This window comes from Agromyces salentinus (assembly GCF_009749395.1).
Taxonomy (GTDB): Bacteria; Actinomycetota; Actinomycetes; order Actinomycetales; family Microbacteriaceae; genus Agromyces; species Agromyces salentinus.
In genome coordinates, this window is record NZ_WBIR01000010.1 from 38,676 (window position 1) to 53,843 (window position 15,168).

The 15,168-nt window shown below is 71.6% G+C and carries 9 protein-coding genes; 4 read left to right on the top strand and 5 right to left on the bottom strand.

What is annotated here, in order from left to right:
- Window positions 1-83: 83 nt before the first annotated feature.
- Both mnmA and GQQ95_RS11370 read right to left on the bottom strand, forming a co-directional pair.
- Complete coding sequence (gene mnmA / locus GQQ95_RS11365) at window positions 84-1,205, bottom strand: tRNA 2-thiouridine(34) synthase MnmA (RefSeq protein ID WP_281352030.1); 1,122 nt, start codon at window positions 1,203-1,205, stop codon at window positions 84-86.
- Window positions 1,206-1,251: 46 nt separating this feature from the next.
- The gene (locus tag GQQ95_RS11370) at window positions 1,252-2,499 is read right to left on the bottom strand and encodes a cysteine desulfurase family protein (RefSeq protein ID WP_157427786.1); all 1,248 of its coding nucleotides are present in this window, start codon (window positions 2,497-2,499) and stop codon (window positions 1,252-1,254) included.
- A 39-nt stretch (window positions 2,500-2,538) separates the two neighbouring features.
- Between GQQ95_RS11370 and glgX the strand changes: the two genes are divergently transcribed.
- Together glgX and ybaK are read left to right on the top strand one after the other, a co-directional pair.
- Window positions 2,539-4,680: a glycogen debranching protein GlgX gene (gene glgX, locus GQQ95_RS11375; protein ID WP_157427787.1), complete on the top strand. Its 2,142-nt coding sequence runs from the start codon at window positions 2,539-2,541 to the stop codon at window positions 4,678-4,680.
- Window positions 4,680-5,183 (top strand): Cys-tRNA(Pro) deacylase, encoded by a 504-nt coding sequence (gene ybaK / locus GQQ95_RS11380; protein WP_157427788.1) that lies wholly within the window; start codon window positions 4,680-4,682, stop codon window positions 5,181-5,183. Before glgX ends, ybaK begins: the two co-directional genes overlap by 1 nt.
- A 15-nt stretch (window positions 5,184-5,198) precedes the next feature.
- Here the strand turns inward: ybaK and glgP are convergent, their stop codons facing one another.
- Entirely contained in the window at window positions 5,199-7,772 is a 2,574-nt protein-coding gene (gene glgP / locus GQQ95_RS11385; RefSeq protein ID WP_157427789.1) for an alpha-glucan family phosphorylase, read from the bottom strand.
- 83 nt (window positions 7,773-7,855) lie between these two features.
- On the opposite strand from glgP, the gene GQQ95_RS11390 reads away from it, so the two are divergent.
- Both GQQ95_RS11390 and glgB read left to right on the top strand, forming a co-directional pair.
- On the top strand, window positions 7,856-9,877 hold the full coding sequence (locus GQQ95_RS11390; RefSeq protein WP_157427790.1) for an alpha-1,4-glucan--maltose-1-phosphate maltosyltransferase: 2,022 nt from the start codon (window positions 7,856-7,858) through the stop codon (window positions 9,875-9,877).
- A gap of 4 nt (window positions 9,878-9,881) precedes the next feature.
- Complete coding sequence (gene glgB / locus GQQ95_RS11395) at window positions 9,882-12,071, top strand: 1,4-alpha-glucan branching protein GlgB (RefSeq protein WP_246205423.1); 2,190 nt, start codon at window positions 9,882-9,884, stop codon at window positions 12,069-12,071.
- A gap of 60 nt (window positions 12,072-12,131) precedes the next feature.
- Here the strand turns inward: glgB and GQQ95_RS11400 are convergent, their stop codons facing one another.
- Window positions 12,132-13,073 (bottom strand): tetratricopeptide repeat protein, encoded by a 942-nt coding sequence (locus GQQ95_RS11400; RefSeq protein ID WP_157427792.1) that lies wholly within the window; start codon window positions 13,071-13,073, stop codon window positions 12,132-12,134.
- Window positions 13,070-15,067 carry a DUF8094 domain-containing protein gene (locus tag GQQ95_RS11405; protein ID WP_157427793.1) on the bottom strand — a complete coding sequence of 666 codons (1,998 nt, stop codon included), beginning with the start codon at window positions 15,065-15,067 and terminating at the stop codon, window positions 13,070-13,072. Before GQQ95_RS11405 ends, GQQ95_RS11400 begins: the two co-directional genes overlap by 4 nt.
- Between the last annotated feature and the right edge of the window lie 101 nt (window positions 15,068-15,168).

The following is a 15,168-nucleotide window of genomic DNA, read 5'->3' on the forward strand; positions in this document are numbered from 1 at the left end:
CCCGCTGCGGGCGCCCCTGGATGAGCGCGAAGCTCGGCGCATCGGATGCCTCGTGCGGCATCGGCCGCGGCCGCATGCGCCGATCAGGCGTCGACGGGGACCGCGCTCACTGTGCGGTCGATCGTGAACTGCCCGAGCACGCGGGTGCCGACGTAGATCACGGCCGTCTGGCCGGGGGCCACCCCGTCGAGCGGCGTCTCGGGGGTCACGACGAGCTCGGGCGTGCCGGCGGCATCCGCCTCGAGCACGGCGACCGCGGCGACCGGGTCGGCGTGCGCCCGGATCTGCACCTCGCACGCGAAGGCGGTCGACGGGTCGGCGGGTGCGAGCCCGGCCCAGGTGAAGCGGGATCCGGCGATGAGCGCCGTCGCGAGGGCCTCCTTCGGGCCGACGACGACGGTGTTCTCCTTCGGGCGCACCTCCAGCACGAAACGCGGCTTCCCGTCGGCGGCGGGGGTTCCGAGCCGCATGCCGCGGCGCTGACCGACGGTGAACGCGTGCGCGCCCTCGTGCGACCCGACGACCGCGCCGCTGCGGTCGACGATGTCGCCCGTCTCGGTGCCGACGCGCTCGGCGAGCCAGCCCTTCGTGTCGCCGTCGGGGATGAAGCAGATGTCGTACGAGTCAGGCTTCTGCGCAACGCTCAGGCCGCGTTCGGCGGCCTCGGCGCGCACGAGCGCCTTGGACGGCGTGTCGCCGAGCGGGAAGTACGCGTGCGCGAGCTGCTCCGACGTCAGGACGCCGAGCACGTAGCTCTGGTCCTTCGCCTCGGCGCTCGCGCGGTGCAGCTCGCGATTGCCCGCGCCATCCGTCGTGATCTTCGCGTAGTGCCCGGTGGCCACGGCATCGAAGCCCAGTGCGAGGGCCTTCTCGAGGAGCGCGGCGAACTTGATGCGCTCGTTGCAGCGCATGCAGGGGTTCGGCGTGCGCCCCGCGGAGTACTCGGCGATGAAGTCGTCGACGACGTCGGCCTTGAACCGCTCCGAGAAGTCCCACACGTAGTACGGGATGCCGAGCACGTTCGCCGCACGCTGGGCGTCCATCGAGTCCTCGATGGTGCAGCAGCCGCGACTGCCGGTGCGGAGGGTCCCGGGCATGCGGCTGAGCGCCAGGTGCACGCCGACGACCTCGTGCCCGGCCTCGACGGCGCGCGCCGCCGCGACAGCGCTGTCGACGCCACCGCTCATCGCTGCAAGGACCTTCACCCCTCCAGTGTAGGCAGGCCTCCTGAGCGGATGCCCCGTGCAGCCCTCAGCGATCGAAGGAGGTGCTCCGGGCGGCGAGCCCGGCCTTCAGCGCCTGCGCGTGCGCGGCCGGCAGCGCGGAGAGGAAGGCGTCCACGTCGGCCTCGGTGGAATCGTGGCCGAGCGTGATGCGCAGCGCACCGCGCGCATCGGCCTCGCTGCGGCCCATCGCCATGAGGACATGCGAGGGCTCCGGCACGCCCGCCTGGCAGGCCGACCCCGTCGAGACGGCGACGCCGGCCGCGTCGAGCAGGAACAGGAGGGAGTCGCCCTCGCAGCCGTCGAACGAGAAGTGCACGTTGCCCGGCAAGCGACCGGCGCGGTCTGCGTCGCCCGACAGGCGCACGCCGGGCACCGCGGCGAGCGCGCCCGCGATGAGCCGGTCGCGCAGCGCCGCCATGCGCTCGGCATCGGCGTGGAGCGTCTCGTGCACCGCCTCGGCGGCGGCGGCGAATGCGGCGGCGGCCGCGACATCCTGCGTGCCGGAGCGGACCTTGCGCTGCTGGCCGCCGCCGTGGATCAGGGGCTCGAGCGCGGCCGAGCGGTCGAGGACCAGCGCCCCGATGCCGGCCGGGCCGCCGATCTTGTGCGCGGAGACGCTGAGGGCCACGAGCCCGGCTCCGCGCGGCGCCGCGGTCGCCCGCCGGATGCCGCGGACGTCGATGGGCACCTGGCCGTAGGCGGCGATCGCGTCCACGTGCAGGGGCACCCCGACCTCGGCGGTGAGCCGGGCGACCTCCTCGACCGGCTGGATGGTGCCGACCTCGTTGTTGGCCCAGAGCATCGTGACGAGCGCGACGGATGCCGCGTCGCGGCGCAGCATCCGCTCGAACTCGTCGAGCCGCACCCGCCCGACCGAATCGAGCGGGACCTCCTCGACGATGGCGCCCTCATGCACGGCGAGCCACTCGACGGTGTCGACGGTGGCGTGGTGCTCCCCCGCCGGAACGAGCAGCCGAGGACGCGGGCGCGGGCCGGAACCGTCGGACCCGGCATCCGCCTGGCGGCTCCACCAGAGGCCCTTGATCGCGAGGTTGACCGCCTCGGTGCCGTTGCCGGTGAAGACCACCTCGATGCCGTCGACGCCGAGGGTCGCCGCGATGCGCTCCCGGGACTCCTCGAGCACGCGCTTGGCCTGCTGCCCCGCGCTGTGGATGGAAGCCGGGTTTCCGACGAGTCGCATGGCGTCGACCATCGCCTCGATGGCCTCGGTCCGCATCGGCGTGGTCGCCGCGTGGTCGAGGTAGACCGCCATGCGCATTCCCTCCACTCGCCTCGAACTACTCTAGATCGCATGTCTTCGAGCGATCCCCTCCACGATCTCGGCGTCCGCACGGGTCCCGACGGGGGCACGGTGCGTGTCTGGTCCGAGCACGCGACGTCGGTCGAGCTCGAGGTGTTCGATGGTGCCGACGCCGGCTGGGCCAGCGATCGGGTCGCCCTCGAGCGCGACGAGCACGGCGTCTGGCAGGGCGGCTCGGCCGCGCTCATCGCCGGTGCGCGCTACGGCCTGCGGGTCGATGGGCCGACGGGGGTCGAGCACGCCTTCAACCCGGCGCAGACCCTCCTCGACCCGTACGCGCGCGGGCTGGCCGCCGTGGGCGACGGATCCTGGCGCGGCGTCGCGCTCGGTCCGCTCACCGGCGGCGGTGTCGACGGCGCTGCCGCCGGCACGGATCCGTTCGACTGGGCCGGGGTCGCCAAGCCGCGCGTGCCGCTCGACCACACGGTCGTCTACGAGGCGCATGTGCGCGGGTTCTCCAAGCTCAACCCGGCGGTGCCCGAGGCACTGCGCGGCACCTACGCGGGTCTCGGCCACGACGCGTCGGTCGAGTACCTGACGGGCCTCGGCGTCACGACCGTCGAGCTGCTCCCGGTGCACGCCTTCGTCTCCGAGCACCGCCTGAAGCGCCAGGGCCGCGTGAACTACTGGGGCTACAACACCCTCGCCTTCTTCGCCGCCCACGCGCCCTACGCGACCGCGAGAGCTCAGGCGAACGGTGCCGACGCCGTGCGGCGCGAGTTCGCCGACATGGTGCGGCAGCTGCACGCAGCCGGCATCGAGGTCGTCCTCGACGTCGTCTACAACCACACCGCGGAAGAGGGCCGGCAGGGCCCGACCCACTCCTTCCGGGGCATCGACAACGCCGCCTACTACCGCCACGACGCCCACGGCCACTACGTGGACACGACCGGCTGCGGCAACACGCTCGACTTCGGCCGCGAGGAGTCACGACGGCTCGTGCTCGACTCGATGCGCTACTTCGCCGACGAACTGCAGGTCGACGGCTTCCGCCTCGACCTCGCCGCGACCCTCGGCCGCGACGACCACGGCGCCTACACGCCCGACCATCCGCTGCTCCAGGCCATGCTCGCCGACCCCGTGCTGGGGGCGACCAAGCTCATCGCCGAGCCGTGGGACGTGGGCCCGGGCGGGTGGCAGACTGGCAACTTCCCGCGGGGCTTCATCGAGTGGAACGACCGCTACCGCGACCGCATGCGCGACTTCTGGCTCGGCGACCAGCGCCGCGAGCGCGAGACGGGAGACGCCGGGAGCGGCATCGGCCGATTCGCCACCCGCCTCGCCGGGTCGTCGAACACCTTCACGCGCGAGCGCGGACCCCTTGCGAGCCTCAACTTCATCACCGCGCACGACGGGTTCACCCTCGCCGACCTGACCGCGTACGACGTCAAGCACAACCTCGGCAACGGCGAGGGCAACCGCGACGGCACCGACAACAACAACTCGTACAACCACGGCGTCGAGGGCGAGACGGACGACGACGCGGTTCGGGCGGCGCGAGGGCGCAGCATCCGGAACCTGCTCGGAACCCTCCTCCTCTCGGCCGGCGTGCCGATGCTGACCGCCGGGGACGAGTACGGCCGCTCGCAGCGCGGGAACAACAACGCGTACTGCCAGGACTCCGACCTGACCTGGCTCTCCTGGACCGCCGATGACCGCGATGCCGGGCTCGAGGCGACCACGCGCCACCTCGTGCGCCTGCGCAGCGAGAACCCTGCGCTGCGCCCCGTGAGGTTCGGCGTCTTCGGCGAGACGACGCCGAGCGCATCCCAGATGGACTGGTACAACGCCGACGGCGAGACGATGACGATCGACGACTGGAACGACCCGGGCGAGCGCACCCTGCAGTACCTCGCGGCGTCCACGCCCGAGGTCGAGGAGTTCAACCGCATCCTCCTCGTCGTGCACGCGCACGTGGCGCCGACCGAGGTGGTGCTGCCGACGCACGACGGCGTCACCGGATACGGGCTGCTGTGGGACTCCACGGAGGAGCACCCGGCCGGCGCGGACGTCGAGCACCTCCCGGGCGAGCGCATCGTGGTGCCCGCGCAGTCGATGCAGCTCTACCGAGCGCTCGGCGATGCCACGAGCGGTGCCGGCCTCGCCGACGACGCACCCGAAGGTCGCCCCTGATGAGCAAGCGGCCGGATGCCGCCGCCGGGACGCCCGCGACGCTGGCGCTGACCAGGGCGGGCATCGACTTCCGAGCGCACGCGTACGATCACGACCCCCGGGCAGCCGCCTACGGGCTCGAGGCGGCCGAGAAGCTGGGCCTCGACCCCGACCTGGTGTTCAAGACGCTGCTCGCCATGGTCGACGGGGCGCTGGCCGTCGCGATCGTGCCGGTCGCGATGCAGCTCGACCTGAAGGCGCTGGCCGTCGCCCTCGGCGGCAAGCGCGCCGAGATGGCCGATCCCGCCCTCGCCGAGCGCAAGACCGGGTACGTCGTGGGCGGCATCAGCCCCATCGGCCAGAAGACGCCGCTGCCGACGGTCCTCGACGAGTCGGCGATCCTGTGCGAGACCGTGTACGTGTCGGGCGGGCGCCGCGGGCTCGACCTGGAACTCGCACCCGACGACCTGCTCGCCGTCACCGCCGGCCGCTACGCGCCGATCGCCCGCGCCCGGCCTCGCTGAGCACGGCCCGCACGATCAGCTCGCGACGGCGACCAGTCCCAGCTCGGCGGACGAGACGAGCAGCGGATGCCGCGGCACGACGCGGACCGTGTAACCGAAGCCGCCCGCCCGATCGAGGACGATCGAGCCGGTGAACAGCTGCGGTCCCTCGACGTCGCCGCCCGCATCCGTGCCCGAGACCGCGGGCGCGAGCGGGGTGCTTCTCGCGTGCTCGATGCGCTCGTCGGACCGGCTGCGTCCGTGCACGACCTCGACCGCGACGTCGTCGGGCGCGAGTCCGCCGAGATCGACGTGGGCGCGCAGGCGCAGCTCGTCGCCGACGTGCGGGGACTCCACGCCGCCGGACTCGACGTGCACGACCTGCACGCGCGGCCACGCCGCGCGCACCCGGTCGCGGTATGCGGCCAGCTCCTTGGCACCGCGATCGTTGTCGGCCGCGACGCGATCGGCCTGCTCCGCGGCCGGCCGGTAGAGCAACTCCACGTACTGGCGGACCATGCGGTCGGCGCCGAGCTCCGGCGCCAGGCCCGTGAGCGTCGCGCGGACCCGCCGCACCCATTCGACGGGGACCCCGTCCTCGTCGTGCTCGTAGTAGCGCGTCGCGACCCGGTGCTCGAGCAGGTCGTAGAGGGAGGCGGCCTCGAGCGCGTCGCGTTCACCGGCGTCGCCGGCGGCATCCGCCGACGGGATCACCCAGCCGAAGTCGTCGGCGGCGTACTCGGCCCACCAGCCGTCGAGGATCGAGAGGTTGAGCGCGCCGTTCATGGCCGCCTTCATGCCGGACGTGCCGCAGGCCTCGAGCGGACGGAGCGGATTGTTCAGCCAAACGTCGCAGCCGGGGTAGAGCAGCTCGGCCATGCCCATGTCGTAGTCGGGCAGGAACACGATCCGCTCGCGGAGCTCGGGCTGCGAGGCGAATTGCACCAGCTTCTGGATGAGGCGCTTGCCCTCGTCGTCGGCGGGGTGGGACTTCCCGGCGATGACGAACTGCACGGGACGCTCGGGATCAGTCAGGATCGACTTCAGGCGCTCGGGGTCCTGGAGCATCAGCGTCAGCCGCTTGTACGTCGGCACGCGACGCGCGAACCCGACCGTGAGCGTGTCGGGGTCGAGGACCCGGCCGATCCACTTCGGCGGCTGGGCGCCCTCGTGCTGCTGGCTCCACGCCGCCGCCAGCCGGCGCCGGGCGTCCTCGACGAGCTGGAGACGCATGCTCCGCTTGACGTTCCAGAACTCGCCGTCGGAGACCGCACCGCTCCCCCAGTCGGCGTGCTCGGTGTCACCGGTGCCGAGGTTCGACTCGGCGAGCGCGAGCAGTGCCGGATCGGTCCAGGTCGGCGCGTGCACGCCGTTCGTGATCGAGGTGATCGGGACCTCGTCGCGATCGAAGCCCGGCCAGAGATCGCCGAACATGCGCCGGCTGACCTCGCCGTGCAGCTTGGAGACCCCGTTCGCGTGCTGGGCGAGGCGGAGCCCCATGATCGCCATGTTGAAGGCGCCCGTCTCGGGATCCGCACCGGGTTCGACGCCGAGGGCGAGGGCGTCGGCCAGGTCGACGCCCGGCACGAGCGACGGCGTCAGGTACCGCTCGACGAGTCCCCGATCGAAGCGGTCGATACCCGCGGGCACGGGCGTGTGCGTCGTGAACACGGTGCCGGCGCGCACCAGCTGGAGCGCCTCGCCGAAGGAGAGTCCCTCGCCGATGTGCGTGGAGATTCGCTCGAGTCCGAGGAACCCCGCGTGCCCCTCGTTCATGTGGAACACGTCGGGCAGCGGTCGTCCCGTGAGCTCGGTGTACGCCTTGACCGCTCGCGCGCCGCCGATGCCGAGCAGCAGCTCCTGCAGCAGGCGGTGCTCGCCGCCCCCGCCGTAGAGCCGGTCGGTGACCGAGCGGAGCGCATCGCTGTTGGCCGGGATGTCCGTGTCGAGCATGAGCAGCGGGATCCGGCCGACGGCGGCCGTCCAGACGCGCGCATGCAGCTCCGCATCGTCGGGCAGCGCCAGCGTCACCTGCACGGGTGCCCCGTCGGGGTGGCGCAGCATCGACAGCGGCAGCCCGTCGGGATCGAGCACGGGGTACCGCTCCTGCTGCCATCCGTCGTCGGTGATGGACTGCGAGAAGTACCCGGCCTTGTAGAACAGGCCGACGCCGATGAGCGGGACACCGAGGTCGGATGCCGCCTTCAGGTGGTCGCCGGCCAGGATGCCGAGCCCGCCCGAGTACTGCGGCAGCGCCGCCGTGATGCCGAACTCGGGCGAGAAGTACGCGATGGTGCGCGGTACCTCGGCGCCGAGGGACTGGAACCAGCGCGGCTGCTCGAGGTACTCGCGCAGCCCGGCGCGCTCGCGCTCGGCCCACTCCACGAACCCCTGGTCGGCGGCGAGCGCCTCGAGTCGCTCGGGAGCCACCTCGCCGAGCAGGGTGACCGGATCGCGGTTGGACGCGCGCCAGAGGTCGGGATCGATCGCCTCGAACAGGCGCCTGGTCGGCTCGTGCCAGGACCACCTGAGGTTCGCGGCCAGTTCCTCGAGCGCGGCGAGCGGGGTGGGGACGACAGCACGGACGGTGAACTTGCGGATGGGCTTCACCCCACCAAACCTACGGCTCGTTCGTGTCGAATGCGTGAACGCCCGACTCACCGGACGGGCCATTCCGCGCTACGGTCGATTGCGTGAGCTCCCGAACCGTTCGCGCCGGCCGCATTCCCGTCACCCGGCTCTCCCCCGCCCTGCCGGATCCGCGCTGGCGACCGAAGGCGTTCGAGGGCGAGGTCGTCCCGTTCCGGGCGAACGTCTTCCGCGAGGGCCACGACCAGGTGGGAGCGATGCTCGTCATCACGTCGCCATCCGGTGTCGAGCGCCGCGAGCGGATGGCGCTCACGGCGGCAGGCACCGATCGCTGGGAGGCGAAGGCACTGCTCGACGAGATCGGCGAGTGGAGCTGGCACGTCACGGGCTTCGACGACGAGATGGCCACCTGGCGCCACGACGCGGCGCTGAAGGTCGATGCCGGCGTCGACGTGGAGGTCATGTACGAGGTCGGCGCGCGGCTGCTCGACCGAGCCGCGGCCGACTCCCAGCGGCCGGCGGCCGTGCGAACACGGCTCATGGCGATCGCGGCGGGGCTCCGCGACTCCGGTGCCCCGGTCGCCGCCCGCCGGGCGCTCATCGACGACCCCGCGCTCGCCGAGTTCGATGCGCGTCCCCTCGCGCTGCTCTCGACCGACTCCGAGGAACACACGATCAGGGTCGAGCGACGTCGCGCCGGCGTGGGTGCCTGGTACGAGTTCTTCCCCCGCTCGGAGGGCGCGCGACGCCTGAAGAACGGCAGCTGGAAGTCCGGCACCTTCCGCTCGGCCATGAAACGGCTCGACGGTGTCGCCGCCATGGGCTTCGACGTGCTCTACCTGCCCCCCATCCACCCCATCGGCGTCACGAACCGCAAGGGACCGAACAACTCGCTCGATCCCGCGCCGGGCGACCCCGGCTCTCCGTGGGCCATCGGCGGACCGCTCGCCGACGGGACGGCCGGCGGGCACGACGCGATCCATCCCGACCTCGGCACGCTCGCCGACTTCCGCGCCTTCGTCCGCCGTGCCGGCGCGCTCGGCATCGAGGTGGCGCTCGACCTCGCCCTGCAGGCGTCGCCCGACCACCCGTGGGTGCGCGAGCATCCCGAGTGGTTCACGACGCTGCCCGACGGCAGCATCCGGTACGCCGAGAACCCGCCGAAGAAGTACCAGGACATCTACCCGATCAACTTCGACCTCGACCCCGAGGGGCTGCTCGTCGAGGTCGAGCGCATCGTCCGGCACTGGATGAAGCAGGGCGTGCGCATCTTCCGGGTCGACAACCCGCACACGAAGCCGCTCGTGTTCTGGGAGCGGCTCATCGGCGACATCAACGCCACGGACCCCGACGTGGTCTTCCTCGCCGAGGCGTTCACGCGGCCCTCGATGATGCAGGCGCTCGCCATGGTCGGGTTCCAGCAGTCGTACTCCTACTTCACGTGGCGCAACACCAAGGAGGAGCTCGAGGAGTTCCTCACGAGCGTGTCCCAGGACACGGCCGACTTCATGCGGCCGAACCTCTTCGTGAACACGCCCGACATCCTCACCGAGTACCTCCAGTTCGGCGGGCCGGCGGCCTTCACCGTCCGCGCCACGATCGCGGCCACGGCGGCACCGAGCTGGGGCGTGTACTCGGGCTTCGAGCTCTTCGAGTCGGTCGCCCGTCCCGGCGCCGAGGAGGCCATCGACAACGAGAAGTACGAGTACAAGCCCCGGGACTTCGCCGCCGCGGAGACCGAGGGGCGCTCGCTCGCGCTCTACCTCGGCATCCTGAACGCGATCCGATCCGCTCACCCCGCGCTCGGGCAGCTGCGCAACATCCGGTTCCACGCGAGCGACGACGACGCCGTCCTGGTGTACTCCAAGCACCTCGAGGGCCGGTTCACCCCCGACGGACGCGACGACACCGTCATCGTCGTCGCGAACGTCGACCCGCATTCCGTCAGGGAGACCACCGTGCACCTCGACCTCGCAGCCATCGGCCTCGCTCCGGGCAGCCGGTACACCGTCGAAGACCTCGTCACCGGGCATCGCTGGGAGTGGGGCGAGTCGAACTACGTCCGGCTCGACGCCTTCACCCGGCCCGCCCACGTCCTCCACGTCGTCCGGGGAACCGATGACTGACCGGATGCCGCCCGCCGGGCCCGTGATCCCCGACGACGTCCTGCAGGCCGTCGCCGAGGGCCGTCACGCCGACCCGCACTCCGTGCTCGGCCAGCATCCGGTCGTCGTGGCCGGCGAGCCCGGGGCATCCACCGTGATCCGTGCCCGACGTCCGCTGGCCGACGCGGTCGACGCCGTCTTCGCCGACGGCTCGACGCTCGAGCTCGAGCACGTGGGGCACGGTGTCTGGGCAGGTGTCGTCGCGCAGGGGCTCCGCGACTACCGCATCCGCGCGGGCTACGGCGAGGAGTCGTGGACCAGTGAAGACCCCTACCGGTTCGCACCGAGCGTCGGCGAGCTCGACCTGCACCTGATCGGCGAGGGACGCCACGAGGAGCTGTGGCGCGTGCTCGGGGCGAACCACCGCGCGCACTGGGGCGTCGACGGCGCGGTCGAAGGCACGGCCTTCGCCGTCTGGGCGCCGCGTGCCCGCGCCGTGCGGGTGGTCGGCGGCTTCAACCGCTGGGACGGCAGCGGCCACGCCATGCGCAGCATGGGCGGCTCCGGCGTCTGGGAGCTCTTCGTGCCCGACCTGGAGCCCGGCGCCGTCTACAAGTACGAGCTCCTCACCGGCGACGGCACCTGGCGCATGAAGGCCGACCCCATGGCCCGCGAGGCCGAGATCGCACCGGCGACCGGATCGGTCGTCTCCGCGTCCACGCATGCGTGGCAGGACGACGCCTGGCTGTCCCGGCGGGCCGCCACGAACGCCCACGAGCGCCCGATGAGCATCTACGAGATGCACCTCGGCTCATGGCGGCCCGGGCGGGGCTACCGCGAGGTCGCCGACGAGCTCATCGAGTACCTCGGCTGGCTGGGCTACACCCACGTCGAGTTCATGCCCCTTGCGGAGCATCCGTTCGGCGGGTCATGGGGCTACCAGGTCACGGGCTACTTCGCGGCGACGAGCAGGTTCGGCTCCCCCGACGACCTCAAGTACCTCATCGACCGCATGCACCAGGCGGGCTACGGCGTCATCATGGACTGGGTGCCCGGCCACTTCCCGAAGGACGAGTGGGCCCTCGCCCGCTTCGACGGCGAGGCGCTCTACGAGCACCCCGATCCCCGGCGCGGCGAGCAGAAGGACTGGGGAACGTACGTCTTCGACTTCGGCAACCCGCGGGTCCGCAACTTCCTCGTCGCCAACGCGCTGTTCTGGATCGAGGAGATGCACGTCGACGGGCTGCGGGTCGACGCCGTCGCCTCGATGCTCTACCTCGACTACTCGCGGGAGGAGGGCGAGTGGGAGCCGAACATCCACGGCGGCCGCGAGAACCTCGAGGCGATCGCCTTCCTGCAGGAGGCCACCGCCACCGCGTACAAGCGCAACCCCGGCATCGTCATGATCGCGGAGGAGTCCACCTCCTTCCCCGGCGTCACGGCGCCCACCTCGAGCGGCGGGCTCGGCTTCGGGTTCAAGTGGAACATGGGCTGGATGCACGACACCCTGCAGTACATCGCCAAGGACCCGATGTACCGCTCGCACCACCACCACGACCTGACGTTCTCGTTCCTCTACGCCTTCAGCGAGCACTTCGTGCTGCCCATCAGCCACGACGAGGTCGTGCACGGCAAGGGTTCGCTCATCCGCAAGATGCCGGGCGACCACTGGCAGCAGCTCGCCAACGTGCGCGCCTACCTGTCGTTCATGTGGGCGCACCCCGGCAAGCAGCTCCTGTTCATGGGGCAGGAGTTCGGACAGCTCTCCGAGTGGAGCGAGGAACGCGGTCTCGACTGGTGGATCCTCGAGCAACCGAGCCACAAGCAGCTCGCCGAATTCGTCGGTGCGCTGAACCGCACGTATCGCGACCACGCCTCGCTCTGGCAGCTCGACGACGACTCGTCGGGCTTCGAGTGGATCGAGGGCGGCGCAGCGCAGCAGAACGTCGTCGCGTTCATGCGGTACGACCGCGATCGGCGCCCGCTGCTCTGCATCGTGAACTTCGCCGGCATGCCGCATGAGCGGTTCCGGCTCGGGCTCCCCATCGCCGGCCGGTGGCGCGAGGTCCTGAACTCGGATGCCGCGCAGTGGGGCGGATCGGGGGTCGGCAACCTCGGTGCGGTCGACGCGACCGACACGCCGTGGTCTGGACGCCCGGCATCCGCCGAGTTCACGCTCCCGCCCCTCGGCGCGGTCTGGTTCACGCTCGAATAAGGCACGGGAGGCCTCGCCGGCTCGGCGAGGCCTCCCGTGGAACGCGCGCGTTCCCGAGGATCAGAACAGCAGGTTGGTGAGTCGTCGACGTGCCACGGCCACGCGGGCGTCATCGGTGCCGACGACCTCGAACAGTTCGACGAGGCGTTCCCGGACGAGCTTCTTCTGGTCGGCGTCGAGCTTCGGGAACATCGTCAACAGCCGGTCGAAGGCGTCCTCGACATGCCCGCCCGAGAGATCGAGGTCGGCGACGTCGAGCTGCGCCTGCAGGTCGTCGGGGCCGGCGGCGGCCGCGTTGCGGATCGAGTCCAGCGTCTTGCCGTTCAAGCGGCCGAGCAGGTTCGCCTGGGCGAGGCCGGCGACGGCCATCTGGTCGCGGGGGTCCTGCGCGATCGCGGTCTTGTAGGCGGATGCCGCGGCGGCGAAGTCGCCCCGCTCGATCGCGTCGTACGCCTCCTGGTGCAGGGGCGGCAACGGCGGCTCGGCGGGTGCCTGCTCCGCCGCATCAGGGTCGGCATCGGCAGCGGCGGCCACCTGGCCGGTGACGCCGTGCTGCGAGGCGAGCTCGAGCAACTGGTCGAAGACCTGATCGATGACCTCGTCCGGCTGCACGCCCGCGAAGAGCGGGACGGGCTGGCCGGCGACGACGGCCACCACGGTCGGCACCGACTGCACCTGGAAGGCCTGGACCAGCTGAGGGCTGCGATCGGCATCGGCAGCGGCGAGGACGAGGCGTCCGCCCCTGGCGCGCACCAGCCGCTCGAGCGTCTCGACGAGTCCCGTCGAGGGCTCGCTCCACGACGCCCAGACGGCCACGACGACGGGCACCGTCTTCGAGAGTTCGAGCGCGGCGCCGAAGCCCGCGTCATCCGTCTGGAAGACGATCTCGTCGCCGCCAGGGCTCACCGGCGGCGCGCCGGTGCCGGACTGCGGGGGCCGCTGCACGAGCGAGGACAGGTCCACGGCTCCGCGAAGCGCGGCGTGCGGGGTGGGGTCGGTCACGGTACCTCCGATGCTCCGACGAGGCTCTCGGACCAGCCGAGGACTCGAATCTTCTCTTCTGAACCGACAGCGGGCACGTAGAAGACCAGCTGGACGCCGATCACGCGCTGCACGCCCTTGGCGCTCTTGCCGGTGAATCCCGAGAGGGCCGCGCCCGGCGCGCCCTCCTGGAATCCGATCGTGCCGCCGTCGTTCGGCGTCACCTTCTCGGTCTGCAGGATGTCCGCGGTCACCAGCGCGCCGGAGTCGTTCGTCGCGAGCGCGATCGTGGGCCCCTCGCCGACCGTGTTCGAGAAGGCGATGTCCGCGGTCGGGGACGTGGCCTTGAGCTCGTCCCGGGTCACCTGCTGGCCGGCGACGCCGAGCTGCTGCTGCAGGAGGTCGTCCTCGGACTGGAACATCGACGCGTACTCGGACTTCTCGCCGTTGATCAACACGTCGGCGTACGCGGCGCCCACCTGGTCGGGCTGCATCACGAGTCCCTTGAACTCCGGCGAGATGAGGGGCGCACCGATGCTGGCGGGCGCGACCTCCGGCACGTCGGCGTCGGGGGCGAGCGCCATGGCATAGACGACCTTGTAGTTGTCGCGCGGGTCCATCTGCTGGAGGAACAGGGCGGTCGGCGCGACGGTGTCGTCATCCGTGGCCTTCGCCACGACGAGCACCGTGCGTCCGGTCGTCGGCCAACCCGCGACCTGCTGCGGCAGGATCAGCGTCGGCGTGGTGGCGGGCACGGGCACCGGGCCGGCCTGGTCGGGCAGGCTCGTGCGGATCGCGTAGTTCGCCTTGCGCGCCTCGAGCGCGGGGCCGGTGAACCGATCGGCGGCCGCACCGGCATCGAGCGCGGCATCCGCGTCCGCCGCCGTCGCGGCGACGCTCTTCATGATGCGCTCCATCTGCGGAACGGTGACCGCCGGAACGAGGACCTCGGCCTCGGGCTCGGCCTCATCGTCGGGCTCGTCGGTCGCGACCGGCTCCTCGCTGGCGAGCGGCGGCGCGGTCGTCGCCGGCGCCGTCGTCGCGGGCGGTTGCTCGAAGCTCGGCCAGTAGTCGGAGGAGCAGGCCGTGAACGCGAGCACCGGGATCACGAGCACGGGCAGGAGTGCGACCCGCTTCGCCCGGCCGATCGATCGCCGCCCTCCCATCTGGCTCCGACGCAGCGCCTGCGGCTTGGGGCCGCTGGGCAGCTTGCCGCGCGGACCCTGATTGCGTCGAGGTCCGCGCGAACGACGGTGGTGCACGAACCCGGAGATGACGAGGGCGAAACCGACGAGGAAGAGGACGCCGCCGCCCGCGAGCAGCGGGCCGGCCCACGGGGTCGCGTTGTCGAGCGGCCACGTCAGGGCGACCGTCGAGGGGGCCGGATTCGTGCCGTCCGAGGCGATGAGCACGGCGATGTCCTCCGGGACGTCGATCGTGGTCGTGACCGAGCGCTCACCCGAGATCTCGTCGAGCCAGAGGTCCGATCCGGCGGGATTGGCAGCCGGGTCCACCTCGAGCTCCGTCGCGGCATCCGTGTCGGCCTCGTCGGCCGGCTCCGGCGCAGGGGTGGCCGTGGGAGCCGGGCGTGCGGTCGGCGAGCTCGTCTCCTCGGCCGCGTCGCCGGGCTCCTCGCCCTCGGTGCCGAGCTCCGAGGAGTCCGTCGTCACGAGCTCGCCGGTCTCGGCGTCGTAGCCGATCGTGGCGTACTCGTCGTCACCGATCCATGCGACGACGTCGCTCGTGCGGCCGTACGCGAGGAAGACCAGTTCGGAGCCGGATGCCGTGAGCGTCTGCTTGCCCGGATACGCCTCGAGCGCACTGGGTTCGACCACGATGAAGGGCACGTCGGTCTCGATCGAGGAGGACAGCGCGACCCGGTCGGGCTCGAGGAACACCGTGCGCTGGGCGATGCCGAAGCCGATCATGACCGCGGCCGCGGCGAATGCCAGGATGGCGAAGACGAATCGCACGTTACCTCCGGTGCCGCCAGATGCGGCGTTGAACAAAGACATCCAAGCCTACCGACTCCTGTCTGGGAGTCGCCTCATCGCAGGCTGGACGCCTCGACCGCCGTCCTCCACACGGGTACGAGCTCGAGCGACTTCCCCCGTAC

Coding starts and splice junctions, on each gene's coding strand:
- glgB (WP_246205423.1), top strand. CDS start 9,882: ATGCCGCCCGCCGGGCCCGTGATCCCCGACGACGTCCTGCAGGCCGTC.
- ybaK (WP_157427788.1), top strand. CDS start 4,680: ATGAGCAAGCGGCCGGATGCCGCCGCCGGGACGCCCGCGACGCTGGCG.
- GQQ95_RS11405 (WP_157427793.1), bottom strand. CDS start 15,067: ATGTCTTTGTTCAACGCCGCATCTGGCGGCACCGGAGGTAACGTGCGA.
- glgX (WP_157427787.1), top strand. CDS start 2,539: ATGTCTTCGAGCGATCCCCTCCACGATCTCGGCGTCCGCACGGGTCCC.
- GQQ95_RS11370 (WP_157427786.1), bottom strand. CDS start 2,499: ATGGCGGTCTACCTCGACCACGCGGCGACCACGCCGATGCGGACCGAG.